Source organism: Streptomyces sp. NP-1717 (genome assembly GCF_022695985.1).
GTDB lineage: Bacteria > Actinomycetota > Actinomycetes > Streptomycetales > Streptomycetaceae > Streptomyces.
Window position 1 is genome coordinate 1 of the sequence record NZ_JAAPBF010000054.1, and the last position, 18059, is coordinate 18059.

Genomic DNA, 18059 nt, shown 5'->3' on the forward strand with positions numbered 1-18059 from the left:
GATCCAGAGCCCGCTCGCGACGATCCGGTCGTACCACGCGCGCGGTGTCCCGTGGGCGTTCGGCAGCGCGGCGATGTAGTTGACGGCGGTGTGCAGACCGACGGCCGCCAGCAGCGGAAGCAGCCCCGCCGCCCGTACCCACCAGCGGTGTCCGCACACGACCAGCCCCACCGAGAGGCCGCCGAGCGCCGACCACGCGACATGGTTGTCCACCGGCACGGTCGCGGTGGCGGAGCCCAGCTCCAGGGTGCCCACGGCCGCCGGGAACCAGTGCCCCAGCAGCTCGGGAAAGCCGGAGACGAAGGGCGCCGTGAAGAGCCGTGTCGCGACCGACCAGCCACCCGCCGCCTCGACCCGGCGTACATGGACATCCGGTGCGAATGCGAATTGCAGCACCGATTCGAGCAGCCCGAATCCCACGCCCACCGCGGCGCCCAGTACCACGAAGTCCGTCAGGCCCCACTGGACCCGGCCGCGCAGCGCCCAGGCGGCGAGCGCGAGCGGGAGGATCTTGAGCAGTTCCTCGGCGGCCGGCGCCGTCGTCCACATGGCGGTGTCCATCACCGTGCGCATCGACGTCTCGTCGGCGGCGGCCAGTTGGCGGGTGACGACCGCCTCGATCAGGACCGAGAAGACGCCGCAGCCGTACGCGCCCACCCCGAAGGCCAGCAGCACGGTCGGCCAGCCGACCGTCCGCGCGGGCCATGAGAACAACAGCAGTTGCAGTACGCACCACAGCGACGCGGCAGCCATCCAGAACGCCACAAACCCCACCCCGTAAGTTTGCTTTAGTGAATTGAACGTAGGTGCGAGCGGAGGCGTGTGTCAACAACGCCACGCCGCCGGTGGCCGTGGGCCGGGGGCGGGGGTGTACTCAGCGACACCCGTGACTCGGGTCGTACGCCCAATGTGATCGCCCCACGCCGTCCGTAACTTCGTACTCGTGGCGCAGACAGTGCCCGAGGGGAAGGAACGGATCATGTTTCGTCGTATGAGCTCGACCGGACAGGCCAGGAGCGCGGAAGCACTGCGGCTGGCCGGCGTCACCAAGGTCTACGGGTCGGCCGACAACGCCGTGACCGCTCTCGACGGGGTGTCGCTGAGCCTTCCCGCCGGGTCCTTCACCGCCGTCATGGGCCCCTCCGGCTCCGGCAAGTCGACACTGCTCCAGTGCGCGGCGGGGCTCGACCGGCCCGACAGCGGGCAGGTCATGGTCGACGGCGAGGAGATGACCGGCGGCACCGAGGCGGCGCTCACCAAGTTCCGCCGCCGGCGGATCGGCTTCGTCTTCCAGCGCTACAACCTCCTGCCGACCCTGACCGTCGCGCAGAACACCGTCCTGCCGCTCAAGCTCGCCGGCCGCCGCGTCGACAAGGCCCACGCCAGGGACATCCTCACCCAGGTCGGCCTCGGCGACCGGCTCGGCCACCGGCCCGACCAGCTCTCCGGCGGCCAGCAGCAGCGCGTCGCGATCGCCCGTGCCCTGGTCACCGAGCCCAGCGTCGTCTTCGCCGACGAACCCACCGGCGCTCTCGACATCCGCAGCGCCCGCGACGTCCTGCGGCTCCTCCAGGAGACCGTTCGCGTCCACGGCCGCACGGTCGTCATGGTCACCCACGACCCCGTCGCCGCCTCCTACGCCGACACCGTGGTCTTCCTCGCCGACGGCCGTCTCGCCGGACAGATCGACCGCCCCACCGTCGACACCGTCGCCGAACGCCTCGCCCACCTCGGCGACACCCTCGACCGGTCGGCTCCGCGGCCGTTCGTCCCGTCCGCCGACAACGCCTACACGGGGGTCTGACCGATGTTCTCCCTCGCCATGAGCTCCATCCGCCGGCGCCCCGGGCGCTTCATCGCGACCCTGCTCTCGACGTTCCTCGGCGCCGCGGTCATCATGACCTTCAGCTCCATGCACGACACCGCCGCGGCCCCGGGCGTCGACAGTCTCAGCAAGGAGCCCATCACCGTCGCCGCGAACGTGGTCGGCGGCTACGGCGCCCTTCTCGTCTTCTTCGCCATCGCCTCCACCCTCACCGTCAACGTCCGCCAGCGCGGCGAGGAGATCGCACTCCTGCGCCGCAGCGGCGCGACACCCGCGCAGATCAAGCGGATGGTCGTCGCCGAGGCCGCGGCGGTGGGGATCATCGGAACGCTGCTGGCGATCGTGCCCGCGATGATCGGCGGCGGGCAACTGCTGGGCGTCTTCAAGGACACCGGCCAGGTCGCCGACGGCGTCGACCACGTCTTCGGCCCGATCGCGCTGAGCCTCGGCGCCATCATCACGCTGCTGGCGTCCGTCGGCGCCGCGTTCCTCGCGGTCCGCCGGGCGACCAGGGAAGCCGCCGGCGGCCGCAAGTCCCGTGGCCGGGCGAAGCACTTCGCCGGCTTCGCCGCCCTGCTCCTGGGCGTCGGCGCCGTCGGCTCCACCTTCGCGATGGACAAGACGGACGTCGCGCTGATGGCCGCCCCCGGCTACGGCGCCATCCTGCTCGCCGCGGGCTTCGCGATCCTCTCGCCCGCACTGCTGCGGCTCCTGCTCGGTGCCCTGTCCGGACCGCTGACCCTGCTCGCCGGTGCCAGTGGCCACCTCACCGTCCACAACATGCGGCAGCGCGCCACGCAGCTCTCCAGCGTGCTCATGCCGCTGATCCTCTTCATCAGCATCGCCACGGCCATCTTCTACATGCAGATCATCGAGAACGACGCGGCCGAGGCCGCCGGTCTCACCCGGTCGAGCGACGACAAGAGCATCCAGACGCTCAACTTCGTGATCGCGGGCATCATCGTGATCTTCGCCTGCATCATGCTGGTCAACAGCCTCTACGCGGCGACCACTTACCGCACCAGGGAGTTCGGCCAGCAGCGCCTCTCCGGCGCCACGCCGGGACAGGTCCTAGGCATGATCGGTCTCGAATCGTTCATCCTGACCGTGTTCGGCGTCTTCTTCGCGACGCTGTCGGCACTCGCCGGGATCGTCTCCTTCAGCATCGTCCGCACCGACACCGCCGTCCCGGACCAGAGCCTCACGATCTGGCTGGCGGTCGTCGGGATCGGCGCCGTCGCGACGATCGTCACCAGCGTCGGTACGGCGTACCGCGGCCTGCGTACCCCGGCGGTCGAGGCGGTGACCCTGGCGGCCTGACATGACACCGGGTGACCCGACACCACAAGCCGCCGAGGGGCGGTCGCGCGACGCGACCGCCCCTCCGGGCTTTCCGCTACGGCCGCAGCTGCGGCGGCTCGACCTCCGACCCGGCCTCCGTGGCCGGCGCCGTACCGCCCGTCCCGGCGTCGCCGTCGTCGCCGGGGTCGTACGCGCACGGCGCGTGGACACTGCCGTCGAACCGCCCCTGACCCTCACGCCACTCGAAGACGGCCCGGACGTCGCCACCGTCGCCGGAAGGACCGCCGCGCGAGGCGCGCAGCCCCAACCCGTACGCGGATCCGGCCTCGTCCTCGTACGAGTCGATGTCCCAGCCCTCGTCCTTCAGATGCCCGCGCAGCCGCTTCAGCGCGGACGCGGCCTCGGCCCGCGTCACGTCCTCCACCGACCAGTCGTGCGACAGGCTGTACGCGCCGTCCACCGGTTCGTCGGCCATGCTCTCCAGGCCGCCGGGGTAACAGAGAGCGCTGCTCGCGTCGGACCCGACGGCGGTGTCGAACCCCAGCACCTCGTACGACTCCTGGGACACGTCCCCGATACGCGCCATCATCGTCTGCGGGGCGACGCGCTCGTAGTCCTCCGGTGTCCCGCGCTGCACCGAGTACGTGACCAGGAAGCCGAGTACGAGGAGCAGCGGTACGGCGACGAGCACCCCGCAGCCGATGCCCACGCCCCGCAGCGCGCTTCCTCCGCGCGAGCCGGAGCCCGAGTCCCCGCCGCCTTCGCTCTTGCCTTCGACCCCGCCTTCGCCCCCGTGGCCGGTCAACTTCTCCGCGTCGTTCATACGATCGAAGTTATTCCCGTATCCCCGAATGTGGGCATCCGCTCACCTACTCATCCGGCAGCCGGAATCCCCCGTCCCCGCTCGTATGCTCGGAGATATGACGACGAGCGCCACGGCCCCCTCCGCCCCCACCGCCAACGCCATGCGCCGCGCCCTCAAACGAGCCAGGGACGGCGTCGCGCTCGACGCCGCGGAGGCCGCCGTCCTGCTCCAGGCACGCGGCGACGACCTCAAGGACCTCGCCGCCTCGGCCGCGCGGGTGCGCGACGCGGGGCTCGAAGCCGTCGGACGACCCGGGATCATCACCTACTCCCGCAAGGTCTTCATCCCGCTCACCCGCCTGTGCCGCGACAAGTGCCACTACTGCACGTTCGTCACCGTCCCCGGCAAGCTGCGCCGGGCCGGGCACGGCATGTTCCTGTCGCCCGACGAAGTCCTCGCCATCGCCCGCGACGGCGCCGAAATGGGCTGCAAGGAAGCGCTGTTCACCCTCGGCGACCGCCCCGAGGACCGCTGGCCCGAGGCGAAGGAGTGGCTGGCGGCCGAGGGGTACGACGACACCCTGGCGTACGTACGGGCCATGGCCGTCCGCGTACTGGAGGAGACCGGGCTCCTCCCGCACCTCAACCCCGGCGTGCTCGGCTGGACCGACTTCCAGCGGCTCAAGCCCGTCGCGCCCAGCATGGGCATGATGCTGGAGACCACCGCCACCCGCCTCTGGTCCGAGCCCGGCGGCCCGCACCACGGCTCGCCCGACAAGGAGCCCGCCGTACGGCTGCGGGTGCTTCAGGACGCGGGCCGCTCCAACGTCCCGTTCACCACCGGCATCCTGATCGGCATCGGCGAGGACTACGAGGAGCGCGCCGACTCCCTCTTCGAGCTGCGCCGCACCGCCCGCGCCTACCACGGCATCCAGGAAGTCATCGTCCAGAACTTCCGCGCCAAGCCCGACACCGCGATGCGCGCCATGCCCGACGCCGAGTTGGAGGAGCTGGCCGCCACCATCGCCGTCGCCCGCCACCTGCTCGGCCCGGCGGCCCGGATCCAGGCCCCGCCGAACCTCGTCGACGAGGAGTACGCGCTCCTCATCGGCGCCGGCATCGACGACTGGGGCGGCGTCTCGCCGCTCACTCCCGACCACGTCAACCCCGAGCGCCCCTGGCCGCACATCGACCAGCTCGCCGAGCGCACCGCCGCCGCGGGCTTCGAGCTGCGTGAACGGCTCACGGTCTACCCGGAGTTCATCGCGCGCGGCGAACCCTGGCTCGACCCGCGCGTGATGCCGCACGTGCGCGCGCTCGCCGACCCCGTCACCGGCCTCGCCCGCGAGGACGTCAAGCCGGCCGGACTGCCGTGGCAGGAGCCCGACGAGGGCTTCACCGCCACCGGCCGCACCGATCTGCACCGCACCATCGACACCGAGGGCCGCACCGGCGACCGCCGGAACGACTTCGACCACGTGTACGGCGACTGGGACGCGCTGCGCGAGGCCGCCGCGCCCGGCATGGTGCCCGAGCGGATCGACACCGACGTCCGGCAGGCGCTCACCCGGGCCGCCGCCGACCCGACCGGGCTGACCGACGACGAGGCGCTCGCGCTGCTGCACGCGGACGGCCCCGCGCTCGACGCGCTGACCCGGATCGCCGACGAACTGCGCCGCGAGGTGGTCGGCGACGACGTCACGTACATCGTCACGCGCAACATCAACTTCACCAACGTCTGCTACACCGGCTGCCGTTTCTGTGCCTTCGCCCAGCGCCGTACGGACGCCGACGCGTACACGCTCTCGCTCGACCAGGTCGCCGACCGCGCCGCGCAGGCGTGGGACGTCGGCGCCGTCGAGGTGTGCATGCAGGGCGGCATCCACCCCGACCTGCCCGGCACGGCGTACTTCGACATCGCGCGCGCCGTCAAGGAACGCGTCCCCGGCATGCACGTGCACGCCTTCTCACCCATGGAGGTCGTCAACGGCGCCTCGCGCACCGGGATGCCGATCCGCGAATGGCTCACGGCCGCGAAAGAGGCCGGACTCGACTCGATCCCGGGCACGGCCGCCGAGATCCTGGACGACGAGGTGCGCTGGATCCTCACCAAGGGCAAGCTGCCGACGGCGACGTGGATCGAGGTCGTCGAGACCGCGCACTCGCTGGGCATCCGCTCCAGCTCCACGATGATGTACGGCCACGTGGACCAGCCCCGCCACTGGCTCGGGCACTTCCGCACCCTGGCCGGCATGCAGCGCAAGGCACTTGAGGCCGGGCGGGAGGGCTTCACCGAATTCGTCACGCTGCCCTTCATCCACACCAACGCGCCCGTCTATCTGGCCGGCATCGCCCGCCCCGGCCCCACCACGCGCGACAACCGCGCGGTCATCGCGATGGCCCGGCTCCTCCTCCACCCCTACATCACCAACATCCAGACCAGTTGGGTGAAGCTCGGCACGGAAGGCGCCGCCGAGATGCTCCGCTCCGGCGCGAACGATCTCGGCGGGACGCTGATGGAGGAGACCATCTCCCGTATGGCGGGGTCCGGTTACGGCTCGTACCGCTCGGTCAAGGACCTGGTCGCGATCGCCGAGGCCGCGGGCCGGCCGGCCAGGCCGCGGACCACGCTGTACGGCGAGGTGCCCGAGGAGCGCGTACGGGCGGCGGCGGCGTCCGACGGGCACCTGCCGGAGCTGCTGCCGCTGCTGCCCGCCGAGTAGTCCCCGGGGACGGAAGGGGGTGGCCGGGGACGAACCGGCCACTCGTGCGGCCACTCGCTCCGCCCGTGCCGAACCGTCCGTTCCCGTTCGATTACAGTGCTGCGCCAGAGCGCGTTCCACGACTCGGAGGGAGGGACGCGTGAACAGGCCAGCCACCGCCATATGGGGCCGGGCGGAGCAGCAGGACTTCCGCAGCCGCGTCCGCGGGTGCCTCCTCGGGGGAGCCATCGGCGACGCGCTGGGGGCGGGGGTCGACACGCTCACCCTCGACGAGACCCGCACCGCGCACGGCGCGGAGGGCGTGACCGACTTCGCCCCCGCGTACGGCAGGCGCGGCGCGGTCGCCGCCGCCACGCAGCTGACCCTCTTCACCGTCGACGGCCTCATCCGCGCCCAGGTGCGGCGCGACACCGGAGCCTGGCACCCGCCGACCGACGTGCACCGCGCGTACCTGCGGTGGGCCGCCACCCAGAGCGACTGGGGACCCGACGAACGCCGCAAGGACAACGGCTGGCTGGCCCAGGAGGAGTGGCTGTACGCGCGCCGCGACCCCTCGGTGTCCTGTCTGACCGGGCTGGGCGACGAGCTGATGGGCACGCTGGAGAAGCCCAAGAACCCCACCGCGCGCGACGCGGGCGCCGTCGTGCGCTCGGCGCCGTTCGGGCTGCTGGTGGGCTGGGAGCCGCAGTTGGTCTGCCAGCTGGCCGTGGAGTGCGCGGCGCAGACGCACGGCCATCCCACCGCGTATCTGTCGGCCGGGGCGTTCGCCGTGATCGTGCACGGTGTCGCGCGGGGCGACAGCGTCGACGCGGCCGTGCAGCGGTCCCTGGCGCTGCTGACCCAGCGCCCCGGCCACCAGCGGGTCACCGACGCGCTGGGGCAGGCGCTCGGCGCCGTACGCCAGGGCATCCCGACCCCGGGCAGGGTCGCGGTGCTCGCGGAGGGCCGGGCGGCGGAGGACTCGCTCGCGGTGGCCGTGTACTGCGCGCTGGTGGGCGAGGACATACGCCACGGCCTGCGGCTGGCCGTCAACCACGACGGGCCGTCCTCGGCGACGGGGGCGCTCTGCGGGGCCCTGCTGGGCGCGATGCACGGGGAGACGGCGCTGCCGCCCGCGTGGCTGGCGGAGCTGGAGGGCCGCGGGACGCTGCTGGAGATCGCGGACGACTTCGCGATGGAGATGACCCAGGGCCCGGCGCTCCACGCCCCGGCGATCGCCTCCTCGGCGTGGCTGACGAGGTACCCCCGGGGCTAGGGCCGTTGCCAGGGCCGGGCCCTACGTGGCAAGGCTCTGTCCTCAATCGCCGGACGGGCTTGATGTGCCCCCCGCCCGGCGGGCATCTCAGCCCGTCCGGCGATTGAGGCCCCAACCGGGCACCGGTCGGGGCCGGTTGAGGGTGTACGGGAGCGGCGGCAGGCCGGAGGAGACAGGACCGTCAGCCGGAGGCGCCCTCGCGGCCCAGCTGCTTCGCGTCACCCGCCCCCGCCGGCCCCGGCACCACGGCGCCCCCGTCCAACCCGCCGTCGTCGTCGTTGTTGATCTTCCGCAGCACCGCGTCCCGCTCCGGCGTGTCCTCCGGCTTCACGAAGCCGATCACGACGTACAGGACCAGCGAGACCGCCAGCGGGATCGACACCTGGTACTGGAGCGGCACCCCGCCGTCCACGTTCCAGCTGATCGGGTAGTTGACCAGCCAGAAGGTGACCAGCCCGACGGCCCAGCTGATCAGCGCGGCCGTGGGACCGCTCCTGCGGAACCACGGCAGCAGACCCAGCATCAGCGGGATCGCGATCGGCCCCATGAGCCCGGCGACCCACTTGATGACGACCGTGATGATGTCGCCGAAGAAGGGCGAGTTGACCTGCGTCGCGATGGCCATCGACAGCCCGAGGAACAGCAGCGTCGTCCAGCGAGCGGCCAGCAGCCCGACCCGGGTGTCCCACTCCCGTACGCGGCGCGACACCGCCGGCATGATGTCGCGCGTCACGACCGCCGCGATGGCGTTCGCGTCCGACGAGCACATGGCCATCGTGTGCGAGAAGAACCCGACGATGACCAGACCCAGCAGACCGTGCGGCAGGAGCTGTTCGGCCATCAGCGCGTAGCTGTCGGCCGGCACGTCCGTGTCGATGAGCACCGGCGCGACCCACATCGGGAAGAACAGCACCAGCGGCCAGATCAGCCACAGCACTGCCGACAGCGCGGCGGAGCGCGTCGCGGACCTCGCGGAGTCGGTGGCCATGTACCGCTGCGCCTGATTCCACATGCCGCCGTTGTACTCGAAGGTCTTGATGAACAGGTACGCGATCAGGAAGACCATCATGTACGGCCCGGCCAACGGCTCCGCGTGGCCCTGGAGTTCGGGCTCGTCCCAGACGTTCCACAGACTGCTGAAGCCGCCCAGCTCCGCCATGACGGCGACGAGCATCGCGATGCCGGCGACGAACTGGATGATGAACTGGCCCAGTTCGGTCAGCGCGTCCGCCCACAGTCCGCCGACGGTGCAGTAGACCGCGGTGACCGCGCCCGTGATCAGGATGCCCATGTTGAGCGAGACACCGGTGAAGACGGACAACAGGGTCGCGATCGCGGCCCACTTGGCGCCGACGTCCACGATCTTCAGCAGCACGCCCGACCAGGCGAGGGCCTGCTGGGTGGGCAGGTTGTAACGGTTCTTCAGATACTCCAGCGGCGACGAGACCCGCAGTCGCGAGCGCACCCGGTTGAGGCGGGGTGCGAAGAGCTTGGCACCGATCGCGATACCGATGGCGATGGGGAACGACCAGGTGACGTACGACGTGACGCCGTACGTGTACGCGATGGCCGCGTATCCGGTGAACATCACCGCGCTGTAGCCGGACATGTGGTGCGAGATGCCCGACAGCCACCACGGCATCTTGCCGCCGGCGGTGAAGTAGTCGTGGACGTCGCCCACGCGCTTGTGGGACCAGATGCCGATCGCGACCATCACACCGAAGTAGCCGATGAGCACGGTCCAGTCGAGACTGTTCATGTGCCCCCTCCAGGGGTCCGCCTTGTGAACGTGGGGGTGCACTTCGCCAGTTACGTCCGGTCAGCGGCCCCCGTGCGGGAGCGGGGACTTCGGGGATTGAACCGCTAGTCGCAGCAGCGGGTCAAGAGTTCCTTCGGTCATAGGTGTGAACGTTAATCAGAAAGCCGAACCATTTTGCTTGTTCTTGACCTCGCGAGGCGTTGTCGTGAACGCGACGGGAACCACACGATGGGCGGGCACTTCGTCATGCTCCGGCCGTCCATGGAGAGGGCCGCGCGGAATGCGGGTTCCGCGCGGACCGGAAGAGGGGACCGATCGAGGGACCGAGCGGTGAACGGCCTCCGTGCCCGAAAAGGCGAGAGCCCCCTCGGCCGGGACGGCGACCAGTCGAGAGGGCTGCGGCTTGACGGGCGTAGTCGCACCGCTCACCAAGGTGTTCAGACGGTGGTGGCCGACGGCCTCACGGAGTCGGCCAGGAAGGTCTCCCAGGCTTTCGGGGCGAAATCGAGGACGGGGCCGCCGGGATTCTTCGAATCGCGGACGGAGACCGCGGTCGTGGGATATGCGCGCACTTCCACGCAGTCCCCGTTCGCCGAGTATGTGGACTTCGTCCACTGGGTCAAAGAAGCTCGCTTGTCAATCATGATCGCTCCGGTGGGGTCAGTGCCGGATACGGCACTCGTCGATTTCCCAGCGCGCCTCATTGCGCTCTGACGTGATCGACGCTACGCGGTGAGATCACTGGTTTCATTCAGCGTTCACTCAACCGAGTGGCAATTGCCGGAGTGACGTACCCCTTTGACCCATACGAGTGTACGATGCGCGCTTCTACACCTGATGGACCGTCAAATTACGGTCAAATCGCCGCGTATTCAGCGGCGATCTTGTTGATGAAGTCCCTCGACTGTTCGGCGCTGAGAGCCTTGGCCCGGAGATGCTCGTACATGACGGTGTAGCTCTGTACGTCATTCGCCTTCTCCAGGTACAGATCGCTCGTCACTCCCTCCAGGTAGACGACGGTCGCGTCCGCCGCCTCCTGGAATTCGAGAATCGCGAATTTGCCGTACATACCCGGATGAGCACCCACATCGTAGGGAACCACCTGGAGCGTCACATGCGGTTGGGCACTCAATTGCGCGAGGTGCCCCAATTGGGCGGCCATGATCTGAGGGCTGCCCACCACACGCCGCAACAGCGCCTCGTCGATGACGGCCCAGAAGCGCAGCGGGTCGTGAGGGTCCGTCAGCCGGTCCTGTCGCTTGAGCCGGATCTGGATCCGCTTCTCGATGTCGACCGGCGTCTCCTCCGGCCACATGCCTTCGATGACGGCCTGGGCGTAGTCTCGCGTCTGGAGCAGACCGGGGACGATGAGCGACTCGTACACGCGCAGCGAGGCCGCGTCCGTCTCCAGACCGATGTAGACGCTGTACGGGATATCGCCGAAAGCGTGCCACCAGCCCTGCTGGCGCGAGTCCTTGGCCATTTGCATCAGCGACTCGACAATGCGGTTGTCCTCGACCTCGTACACACCGCACAGGTCGCGGACATCGCGCTGACTGATGGAACGGCGACCGTTCTCAAGACGGCTGATCTTCGACTGGGAGACCAGCAGGCGCTCCGCCACCTCCTCCGCCGTCATGCCTTTGACTTCGCGGAGCCGGCGCAACTCCTGGCCCAATCGGCGTCGCCTGACGGTGGGATTGACGTTGGACGCCACGGGAAACGGCACCTCCTGCTGAGTAACTGCGTAGCGCTGTGTGTCTACGTCTCAGCAGACTGCCACCGATGGGCCCGACCGCGCTGGAAAACGGCGACAGAGGGGAATGCGCGGGTGGTAAGTGGACACGCCGTGGTCAGGTCCTGTATTCGGGCGCCGCGTGGTGACGCGGGACGCGCGACGCGCGGGGCAGCCTGTCGTACGGCTGGCCCCGCGCGTCTCTTGCGGCTCCCGAACCGGGTCTCCGGGGACGTCGGCGCGGCGGTTTCCGGTACCGCGTGCTGTCCTGTCCGTGCGTGTCCGTGCTCTTTCAGTGCGACTCTCTCGGTGCGGTGCTGTCAGTGCGCCGCGACGCGGGCCATGCTCCCGCGGTGCGGTTGCATCGGTACGGCCGGCGGTCGGCCTCCCGGTGCGGGATTGCGGCGCGGCTGAGCGGCCACACCGTTCTGGACGTCCATGACGGCGTGCGCCACGAGACCGCCCATCGGGTCGTGTCTGATCAGATCCCGGAGCCGGGAGCGCGACGAGCGCCCCTCGTTACCGGGGTACAGGTGCTTGCCCAGACCGACCGCGTGGGCCAGTGCGGCGAGCGCCGCGGTCCGCGGGTCCGGCGGTACGCCGGTGCGGATCGCACTGTCCAGCCGTGACCTGATGTCGCGGCTGATCGCCGTCTCCGTCGCCTGGTAGCGCGTCGTCGGCAGCACTCCGCACATCTGGCCCGCCACGGCATGAACCATGCCGCACCGCTCCAGATGCGAGAGATAAATCTGACGGAGCCCCAGTCGGGGCCCGCCGATCCAGTGAACTGCGCGAACCGGGCTGCCGCGTCTGCGCAACAGCTCCAGCGCGGAGTCCAAGGTTGGATCTCCGGTCGGCCGTGGCATCACCACGGCGATACGATCCCCGTCAGGGGCTATCCGTCCTGCCAGAGCCAGCTCCACTAGCTGTGCTCCGGCCAGGCCGAGGTCGAGCGACTGCGGCTGCGCTGTGGTACCCGTGGCCGGGTCCAGAGCGAGCAACAGAAGCTCCTCCGGAATTGTTCTGCGGCTCCTGCCCATCCATGCCTCCCCGCGTGGATGAATGACAGGGTGACCCCTCTCACATTGGTCTGTCGAGAGTGCCTGGTCGCTTTGTGCGGGAACCGTTATGTATGTCGTTCTCGTCTTGCGCTTGGGCTGTGGTTTCACACAGGACACTGATAATCGGTTCGGAGAGTGCGGCGTAGCGCGCGACACGTCGCACACGCATGAGGAGGCACGGTGGCGGGCGAGTCCCCCGACAAGTCGGAGCAGCGGAAGTCGTCGGGGGAGGCGACTCACGAACAGGACCCGAGGTTCGCGGTCTTCCGAGAGTCGGCCGCCGCCGGCGAATCCGCCGCGACGAAGGACGCGACTGCGGGCACGGACGGTTCCCCGGAGGCCGCTGCCGACCACTCGACGGCCGTGTTCACGGTCAGAGGGGCTCGGGGAGGCGCTGGGTCTCCTGAGGCCGCTGAGGCGCCTGTGGCGGCTGTGACGGGGTCTTCGCCGGAGCCGGCGGAGCCCGAACTGGAATCCACGACCGAACCGGAGACCGAGCCCGTGCCTGCGGTCTCGGAAGCGGACGTTGCTCCGGCGAAGCGGGATGCCGGCTCCACGGACAGCGCGGATGACACGCCTGCCGCGCCCGCAGGGCCGACGGACGGCCAGTCCGCCCCCGGCGCCACCCCGGCGAAGCCGGAAGCCGCCTCCGCCCGTCCGGTGGGCGGGCAAACCGCCATCGGTGCGGAGACCGAAGCCACCTCGGCGAAGCCGGAAGCGGCGCCTGCGACGTCCGAGCCGAGGCCCGCCTCGACGCCCGCCTCGGAAGCGGACGTTGCTCCGGCGAAGCCGGACACCGCGTCGGCGGCGGAAAGCGGGTCGGTGGGCGCCGAGGCTGCCTCCGGCGCGGAGGCGCACGCCACCTCCACGGGGAGCGCGGATGACGCGCCCGCGGGGTCGACAGGCGGTCGGGCCCCCGCTGGCGCGGGGACCGGTGCCACGTCGGCGAAGCCGGATAGCGGGTCGGAGGCCGCTCCGGGCGCGTCGGAGCCGGCGGAAGGGGCGAAGCCCGAGACCGCGCCCGCAGGGGCGGTAGGTAGTCGGGCCGCCGCTGGCGCGGTGGCCGGCCCCACGTCGGCGAAGCCGGAAGCCGCGCCGGAGGCGGAAGGCGAGCCGGAGGCCGTGCCTGGCGGCCAGGCTGCCTCTGGTGTGGAGCCGGGCGCCACCTCCGGGCGGAGCGCGGATGACGCGCCCGCCGGTTCGGGGGACGAGCCCGAGGCCGCGCCCGCAGGGTCGACAAACGGCCGGGCTGCCGCCGGGGGCAATGCCTCCCCGGCGAAGCCCGACGCCGCGTCGGAGGCGGGGGCCGCCTCCGACGCGAAGGGCAATGCCACGTCGGCGAAGCCGGATAGCGGGTCGGAGGCCGCTCCGGGCGCGTCCGAGTCGGCGGGCGGGACGAAGTCCGAGTCCACTGCCGCAGGGCAGACAGGCCGCCTGACCGCCGCCGGGGCCGGTGCCTCGTCGGCGAAGCCGGAGGCCGCTGCCGGCGGGGCGGAGCCCGAGGTCGCGCCCGCAGGGCAGACAGGCCGCCTGACCGCCGCCGGGGCCGGTGCCTCGTCGGCGAAGCCCGGTGGCGCGTCGGAGGCGGGAGTCGCCTCCGGTGCGAAGGCCAATGCCTCCCCGGCGAAGCCGGAAGCCGCTCCCGGCGCGTCCGAGTCGGCCGGCGGGGCGAAGCCCGAGGTCGCGCCCGCAGGGTCGACAAACGGCCGGGCTGCCGCCGGGGCCGGTGCCTCGTCGGCGAAGCCCGGTGCCGCGTCGGAGGCGGGGGCCTCCGGTGTGAAGGCCGATGCCACCTCGGCGAAGCCGGAAAGCGGGTCGGAGGCGGGAGCCGACCCCGGCGCGGAGGGTGATGGCACCCCGGCGAAGCCCGGAAGCAAGCCGGACGGCGAATCCGGGGGCAAGCCCGGCGCCGCGAAGTCCGGGGGGCGGTCCGGGGTGACCTTCGCGCGGGCCGCAGGGCAGGACGCGGGCGTCACTTCCGCGAAGCCGCAAACCAGCCCCGAGGGTGTCGACCGGCAGACCGCCGTTTTCAAGGCGCCCGCGCGGCCCGGTGTCGATCAGCCCACCGCCATGCTCAAGCTTCCGCCGCAGCCCCCGGCGCCCGCGCCCGAGTCGCCCGCCGAGCGGACCAGCAAATTCGTGCCGCTGCGGTCGGACGAGGCACAGGCCCCGGCCCAACCCGCGCAGAACGCCACACCCGCACCCGCCCCCGGCGCCGGCGTCGCCGAGGCCGAGCGGACCCGGCAGCAGCCCATGCCGCCGTTGCCGCCGCTCGATCTGCTCGCCGAGCTGACCAACAAGCCGGCGCCGCCCGAGACCCCGACCCGTACGGTCGTCAGGCGGGTCAAGATCTGGACGCCGCTGCTCGTACTCGTACTGATCATCTTCGCGATCGTGCAGGCCGTACGCCCCCTCCCGGCGCCCTCGTTGAACCTGACGGCGAAGTCGACGTACACCTTCGAGGGCGACAAGCCCGCCCTGCCCTGGCCCGGCGAGGGCCAGGGCTTCATGGCGGCGACCGGCCTCGGCACCGTCGACTCGTTCGGTGAGCAGAAGGCCGTGCCGATCGGCAGCGTGGCCAAGGCGATGACGGCCTACGTCGTCCTCAAGGACAAGCCGCTGGCCAAGGGCGCCGAGGGCCCGTCCATCACGGTCGACGCCAAGGCCGAGGAGGACGGCGGGCTCGACGCGCAGGGCGAGTCGACGCTCAACACCGTGAAGGAGGGCGACAAGCTCACCCAGCACGACGCGCTGGCCGCCCTCATGATCCCGTCCGCGAACAACATCGCGCGCCTGTTGGCCCGTTGGAACGCGGACGGCTCCGAGGAGGCGTTCGTCAAGAAGATGAACGACACCGCCGAAGAGCTGGGCATGAAGAACACCACGTACACCGACCCCTCCGGGCTCGACGCGACGACGGTCAGCTCCGCCGAGGACCAGGTGAAGCTCGGCCAGAAACTGGTCGAGATCGAGGCGCTGATGGACATCACCAAGCTGCCCGAGTGGAAGGACCCGTCGGGCAAGGTCTGGCGGAACTACAACACCCTCGTCCCGTACGACGGCGCGCTCGGCATCAAGACCGGCTCGACCACCAAGGCGGGCGGCAACCTCCTCTTCGCCGCGCACAAGACGGTCGGCGACACCGACCAGTTGATCGTCGGCGCCGTCCTCGGCCAGCACAGGGCGCCGATCATCGACACCGTCAACGCCGTGAGCAAGGACGTCATGCTCGCGACGCAGGACGAGCTGGAGGGCGCGACAGTGGTGAAGAAGGGTCAGGTCGTCGGTGAACTCGACAACGGTATGGGGACGACGGCGCCGGTCGTCGTCACCGAGGACGTGAAGGCCGTCGGCTGGTCGGGCCTCACCGTCAAGCTCGAACTGTCCGACGAGGGCAAGGACCTGCCGCAGTCGGCCGCCGCCGGGACCCATGTCGGCCTGCTCACCGTGGGCGAGGGCAAGAGCCGGGTGGAGGTGCCCGTCGCGCTCCAGGGCGACCTCGCCGAGCCCACGTTCGGCGACAAGCTGACACGGGTCGGCTGAGCCGACGAGCACGGGAGGGCGCCGGAAACGGCGTCCTCCCCGACCCCGGCCGCGTGCTAGCGTCCGAGATCCGTCCGAGATCCCACCGAGATCAGGGCAGCCAGGCAACTCAGGACGCGGGGACGGCGTCCTTACTTCTTCCAGGGCCGGACGGACCTCGGGAGGGCCGGCACACCGGGCTGACGGTGAGACGGGGAGAGTCGCAGTGACCACCGCTGAGCCGACGCGCGCAGACGGCAGTACCACCGGGCCCGCCGTAGCGGGAGGCGGAGCGGCAGGCGCCGCGGGGACCGCCGGGGCCCCCGAGCCCGCCAAGGACCTGCGCAGCCGCGTACTGCGCCACCCCGTCCTGCTCACCGGCACGGTCGCCGGGATCGTGCACCTGATCTGGTTCTTCTTCATCGCGAACAGCGGCGGTGACATCGCCGCGCAGGACGCCTGGGCCGAGTTCGTCGGCCGCCACCCGGACTCCGCGTACAACCTCGCCTGGTACGGCGGGATGCACCCCGTCTCCTACAGCGTCGTCTCGCCGTATCTGATGTCGCTGCTCGGCGTGCGGACGACGATGATGATCGTCGGGACCGTCTCGGCCGCCCTGACCTCGCTGATCCTCTACCGAGTCAAGGCCGTCCGGAATCCCCTGGCGTGCTCGTTCGCCGGGGTCTTCGCCTTCCTCTGCAACGCGCTCTCCGGCCGTGTGACGTTCGGCCTCGGCACGATGTTCGCGCTCGGCGCCGTCGCCGCCGTCTTCTGCTGGCCGCACCGCTGGCGCTACAAGCGTTGGGCCAAGGGCGTGGTCGCCGCGCCGCTCGCCGGTCTCGCGACCGCCTCCAGCCCGGTGGCGGGGCTGTTCCTCGGGGTCGTGGCCGCCGCGCTCTTCCTGAACAAGCGGCGTCCGGGGGCGTACGCGGTCGGGCTCGCCCCGGTCGCCGTCGTCGCGCTCTCCGCCTGGCTGTTCCCGTTCTCCGGCACCCAGCCGATGTCGCTCGGGACGGCGTCGCTGCCCTTCATCTTCGCCGTCGTCGCCTTCTTCCTCGTGCCCCGCGACTGGCACACGGTCCGCACCGCCGCCGCCGTCTACGGCATCGGGGTCCTGCTGACCTGGGGGATCGATTCGCAGATCGGCTCCAACGTGTCGCGGCTCGCTATGATCGTCGGCGGTGTGGTGCTGCTCGCCGCGCTGCCGTACGCGGCGCCGCGCTCACGCAAGTGGTACGCGCTCGTGCTGGCGTTCGTCTCCTTCAACTTCTGGATCGGGTTCAAGGGCGTCGACGACATCATCCGCACCGCGCCCACCGCGTCCTGGACCCGTGAACTGGCCCCGCTGGTCAACGAGTTGCAGGAGGTCGGCGCCGAGCGCGGCCGGGTGGAGGTCGTCCCGGCCAGCAGCCACCGCGAGGCGTCGGCGCTCGCGCCGTACGTCAATCTGGCCCGCGGCTGGAACCGCCAGGCCGACATGGAGCGCAACCCGCTCTTCTACGACGACAGCCTCACCGACGACAGCTACCGCGCCTGGCTCGACCGCTGGGCCGTGGCCTACGTGGTCCTGCCCAAGGGCAGGCCGGACAACGGCGCGGGCCTGGAGGCGGAGCTGGTGGAGCGTGGCCTGCCCTATCTGAACCACCTGTGGGGCGACGCCAACTGGCAGCTCTACGAGGTCCAGGACCCGATGCCGCTGGCCGACCCGCCGGCGGTCGTGCGGCGGGCCTCGGCCGACGAGCTGACGATAGAGGTGAAGACCGCCGGGAAGGTGCTGATCCGTATCCCGTACTCGCGCTGGCTCGCCGTCGTCGACGAGAAGGGCGAGAGCCTGGAGCGCCCGGAGGAGACGCCCGCGTCCAAGGCGGACACGGACGGTCCCAAGAAGTTCACCAACCCCCACGGCTGTGTGTTCCGGGCGGAGAAGAACACCGACGGCGACGAGTGGACGGAGCTGCTGGCCCCGCGCCCGGGGACGTACCGCATCGCGGCCCCGTACCAACTGCGCCCGGGCACGCCCTGCCCGGAGGAACTGCGCGACGAGGGCTGACGGGGGCCGACGGACCGGACGGC

12 protein-coding genes are annotated in these 18059 nt (G+C 70.9%); 6 read left to right on the forward strand and 6 right to left on the reverse strand.

Going from position 1 to position 18059, the window contains the following annotated elements; genetic code table 11:
- Window positions 1-774, reverse strand: a 774-nt coding sequence (locus GXP76_RS14235; protein WP_242571886.1) for a PrsW family glutamic-type intramembrane protease, incomplete at its 3' end; no start/stop codon positions are given.
- Between the two features lie 205 nt (window positions 775-979).
- On the opposite strand from GXP76_RS14235, the gene GXP76_RS14240 reads away from it, so the two are divergent.
- Together GXP76_RS14240 and GXP76_RS14245 are read left to right on the forward strand one after the other, a co-directional pair.
- Window positions 980-1804: an ABC transporter ATP-binding protein gene (locus GXP76_RS14240; protein WP_242571887.1), complete on the forward strand. Its 825-nt coding sequence runs from the start codon at window positions 980-982 to the stop codon at window positions 1802-1804.
- A 3-nt stretch (window positions 1805-1807) separates the two neighbouring features.
- A complete protein-coding gene (locus tag GXP76_RS14245; RefSeq protein WP_242571888.1) occupies window positions 1808-3145 on the forward strand; it encodes an ABC transporter permease in 1338 nt (445 codons plus the stop codon).
- A gap of 76 nt (window positions 3146-3221) precedes the next feature.
- On the opposite strand, the gene GXP76_RS14250 is transcribed toward GXP76_RS14245, so the two are convergent.
- Complete coding sequence (locus GXP76_RS14250) at window positions 3222-3950, reverse strand: hypothetical protein (protein ID WP_242571889.1); 729 nt, start codon at window positions 3948-3950, stop codon at window positions 3222-3224.
- Window positions 3951-4035: 85 nt separating this feature from the next.
- Between GXP76_RS14250 and GXP76_RS14255 the strand changes: the two genes are divergently transcribed.
- On the forward strand, window positions 4036-6654 hold the full coding sequence (locus tag GXP76_RS14255) for a bifunctional FO biosynthesis protein CofGH (protein ID WP_277993370.1): 2619 nt from the start codon (window positions 4036-4038) through the stop codon (window positions 6652-6654).
- Between the two features lie 139 nt (window positions 6655-6793).
- Entirely contained in the window at window positions 6794-7909 is a 1116-nt protein-coding gene (locus GXP76_RS14260; protein WP_242571890.1) for an ADP-ribosylglycohydrolase family protein, read from the forward strand.
- A gap of 181 nt (window positions 7910-8090) precedes the next feature.
- Here GXP76_RS14260 and GXP76_RS14265 read toward each other — a convergent pair whose 3' ends face one another.
- The 4 genes from GXP76_RS14265 to GXP76_RS14280 form a co-directional block, all read right to left on the reverse strand.
- The gene (locus GXP76_RS14265) at window positions 8091-9668 is read right to left on the reverse strand and encodes a sodium:solute symporter family protein (RefSeq protein WP_242571891.1); all 1578 of its coding nucleotides are present in this window, start codon (window positions 9666-9668) and stop codon (window positions 8091-8093) included.
- 437 nt (window positions 9669-10105) lie between these two features.
- Window positions 10106-10372, reverse strand: a complete 267-nt coding sequence (locus tag GXP76_RS14270; protein ID WP_308354130.1) for a DUF397 domain-containing protein — start codon at window positions 10370-10372, stop codon at window positions 10106-10108.
- 152 nt (window positions 10373-10524) lie between these two features.
- Window positions 10525-11385 carry a helix-turn-helix transcriptional regulator gene (locus GXP76_RS14275; protein WP_242571893.1) on the reverse strand — a complete coding sequence of 287 codons (861 nt, stop codon included), beginning with the start codon at window positions 11383-11385 and terminating at the stop codon, window positions 10525-10527.
- A gap of 338 nt (window positions 11386-11723) precedes the next feature.
- Entirely contained in the window at window positions 11724-12443 is a 720-nt protein-coding gene (locus GXP76_RS14280; protein WP_242571894.1) for a GPP34 family phosphoprotein, read from the reverse strand.
- 1080 nt (window positions 12444-13523) lie between these two features.
- Here GXP76_RS14280 and GXP76_RS35855 point away from each other — a divergent pair.
- Both GXP76_RS35855 and GXP76_RS14290 read left to right on the forward strand, forming a co-directional pair.
- Complete coding sequence (locus tag GXP76_RS35855; RefSeq protein ID WP_242571895.1) at window positions 13524-16007, forward strand: D-alanyl-D-alanine carboxypeptidase; 2484 nt, start codon at window positions 13524-13526, stop codon at window positions 16005-16007.
- 205 nt (window positions 16008-16212) lie between these two features.
- The gene (locus GXP76_RS14290) at window positions 16213-18036 is read left to right on the forward strand and encodes an MFS transporter (protein ID WP_242571896.1); all 1824 of its coding nucleotides are present in this window, start codon (window positions 16213-16215) and stop codon (window positions 18034-18036) included.
- Window positions 18037-18059 lie beyond the last annotated feature (23 nt).

Excerpts from the sequence above, each read along its gene's own strand:
- GXP76_RS14255 (WP_277993370.1), top strand. The coding sequence starts at position 4,036 with ATGCTCGGAGATATGACGACGAGCGCCACGGCCCCCTCCGCCCCCACC.
- GXP76_RS14280 (WP_242571894.1), bottom strand. The coding sequence starts at position 12,443 with ATGGGCAGGAGCCGCAGAACAATTCCGGAGGAGCTTCTGTTGCTCGCT.
- GXP76_RS14250 (WP_242571889.1), bottom strand. The coding sequence starts at position 3,950 with ATGAACGACGCGGAGAAGTTGACCGGCCACGGGGGCGAAGGCGGGGTC.
- GXP76_RS14245 (WP_242571888.1), top strand. The coding sequence starts at position 1,808 with ATGTTCTCCCTCGCCATGAGCTCCATCCGCCGGCGCCCCGGGCGCTTC.
- GXP76_RS14270 (WP_308354130.1), bottom strand. The coding sequence starts at position 10,372 with ATGAGGCGCGCTGGGAAATCGACGAGTGCCGTATCCGGCACTGACCCC.
- GXP76_RS14265 (WP_242571891.1), bottom strand. The coding sequence starts at position 9,668 with ATGAACAGTCTCGACTGGACCGTGCTCATCGGCTACTTCGGTGTGATG.
- GXP76_RS14240 (WP_242571887.1), top strand. The coding sequence starts at position 980 with ATGTTTCGTCGTATGAGCTCGACCGGACAGGCCAGGAGCGCGGAAGCA.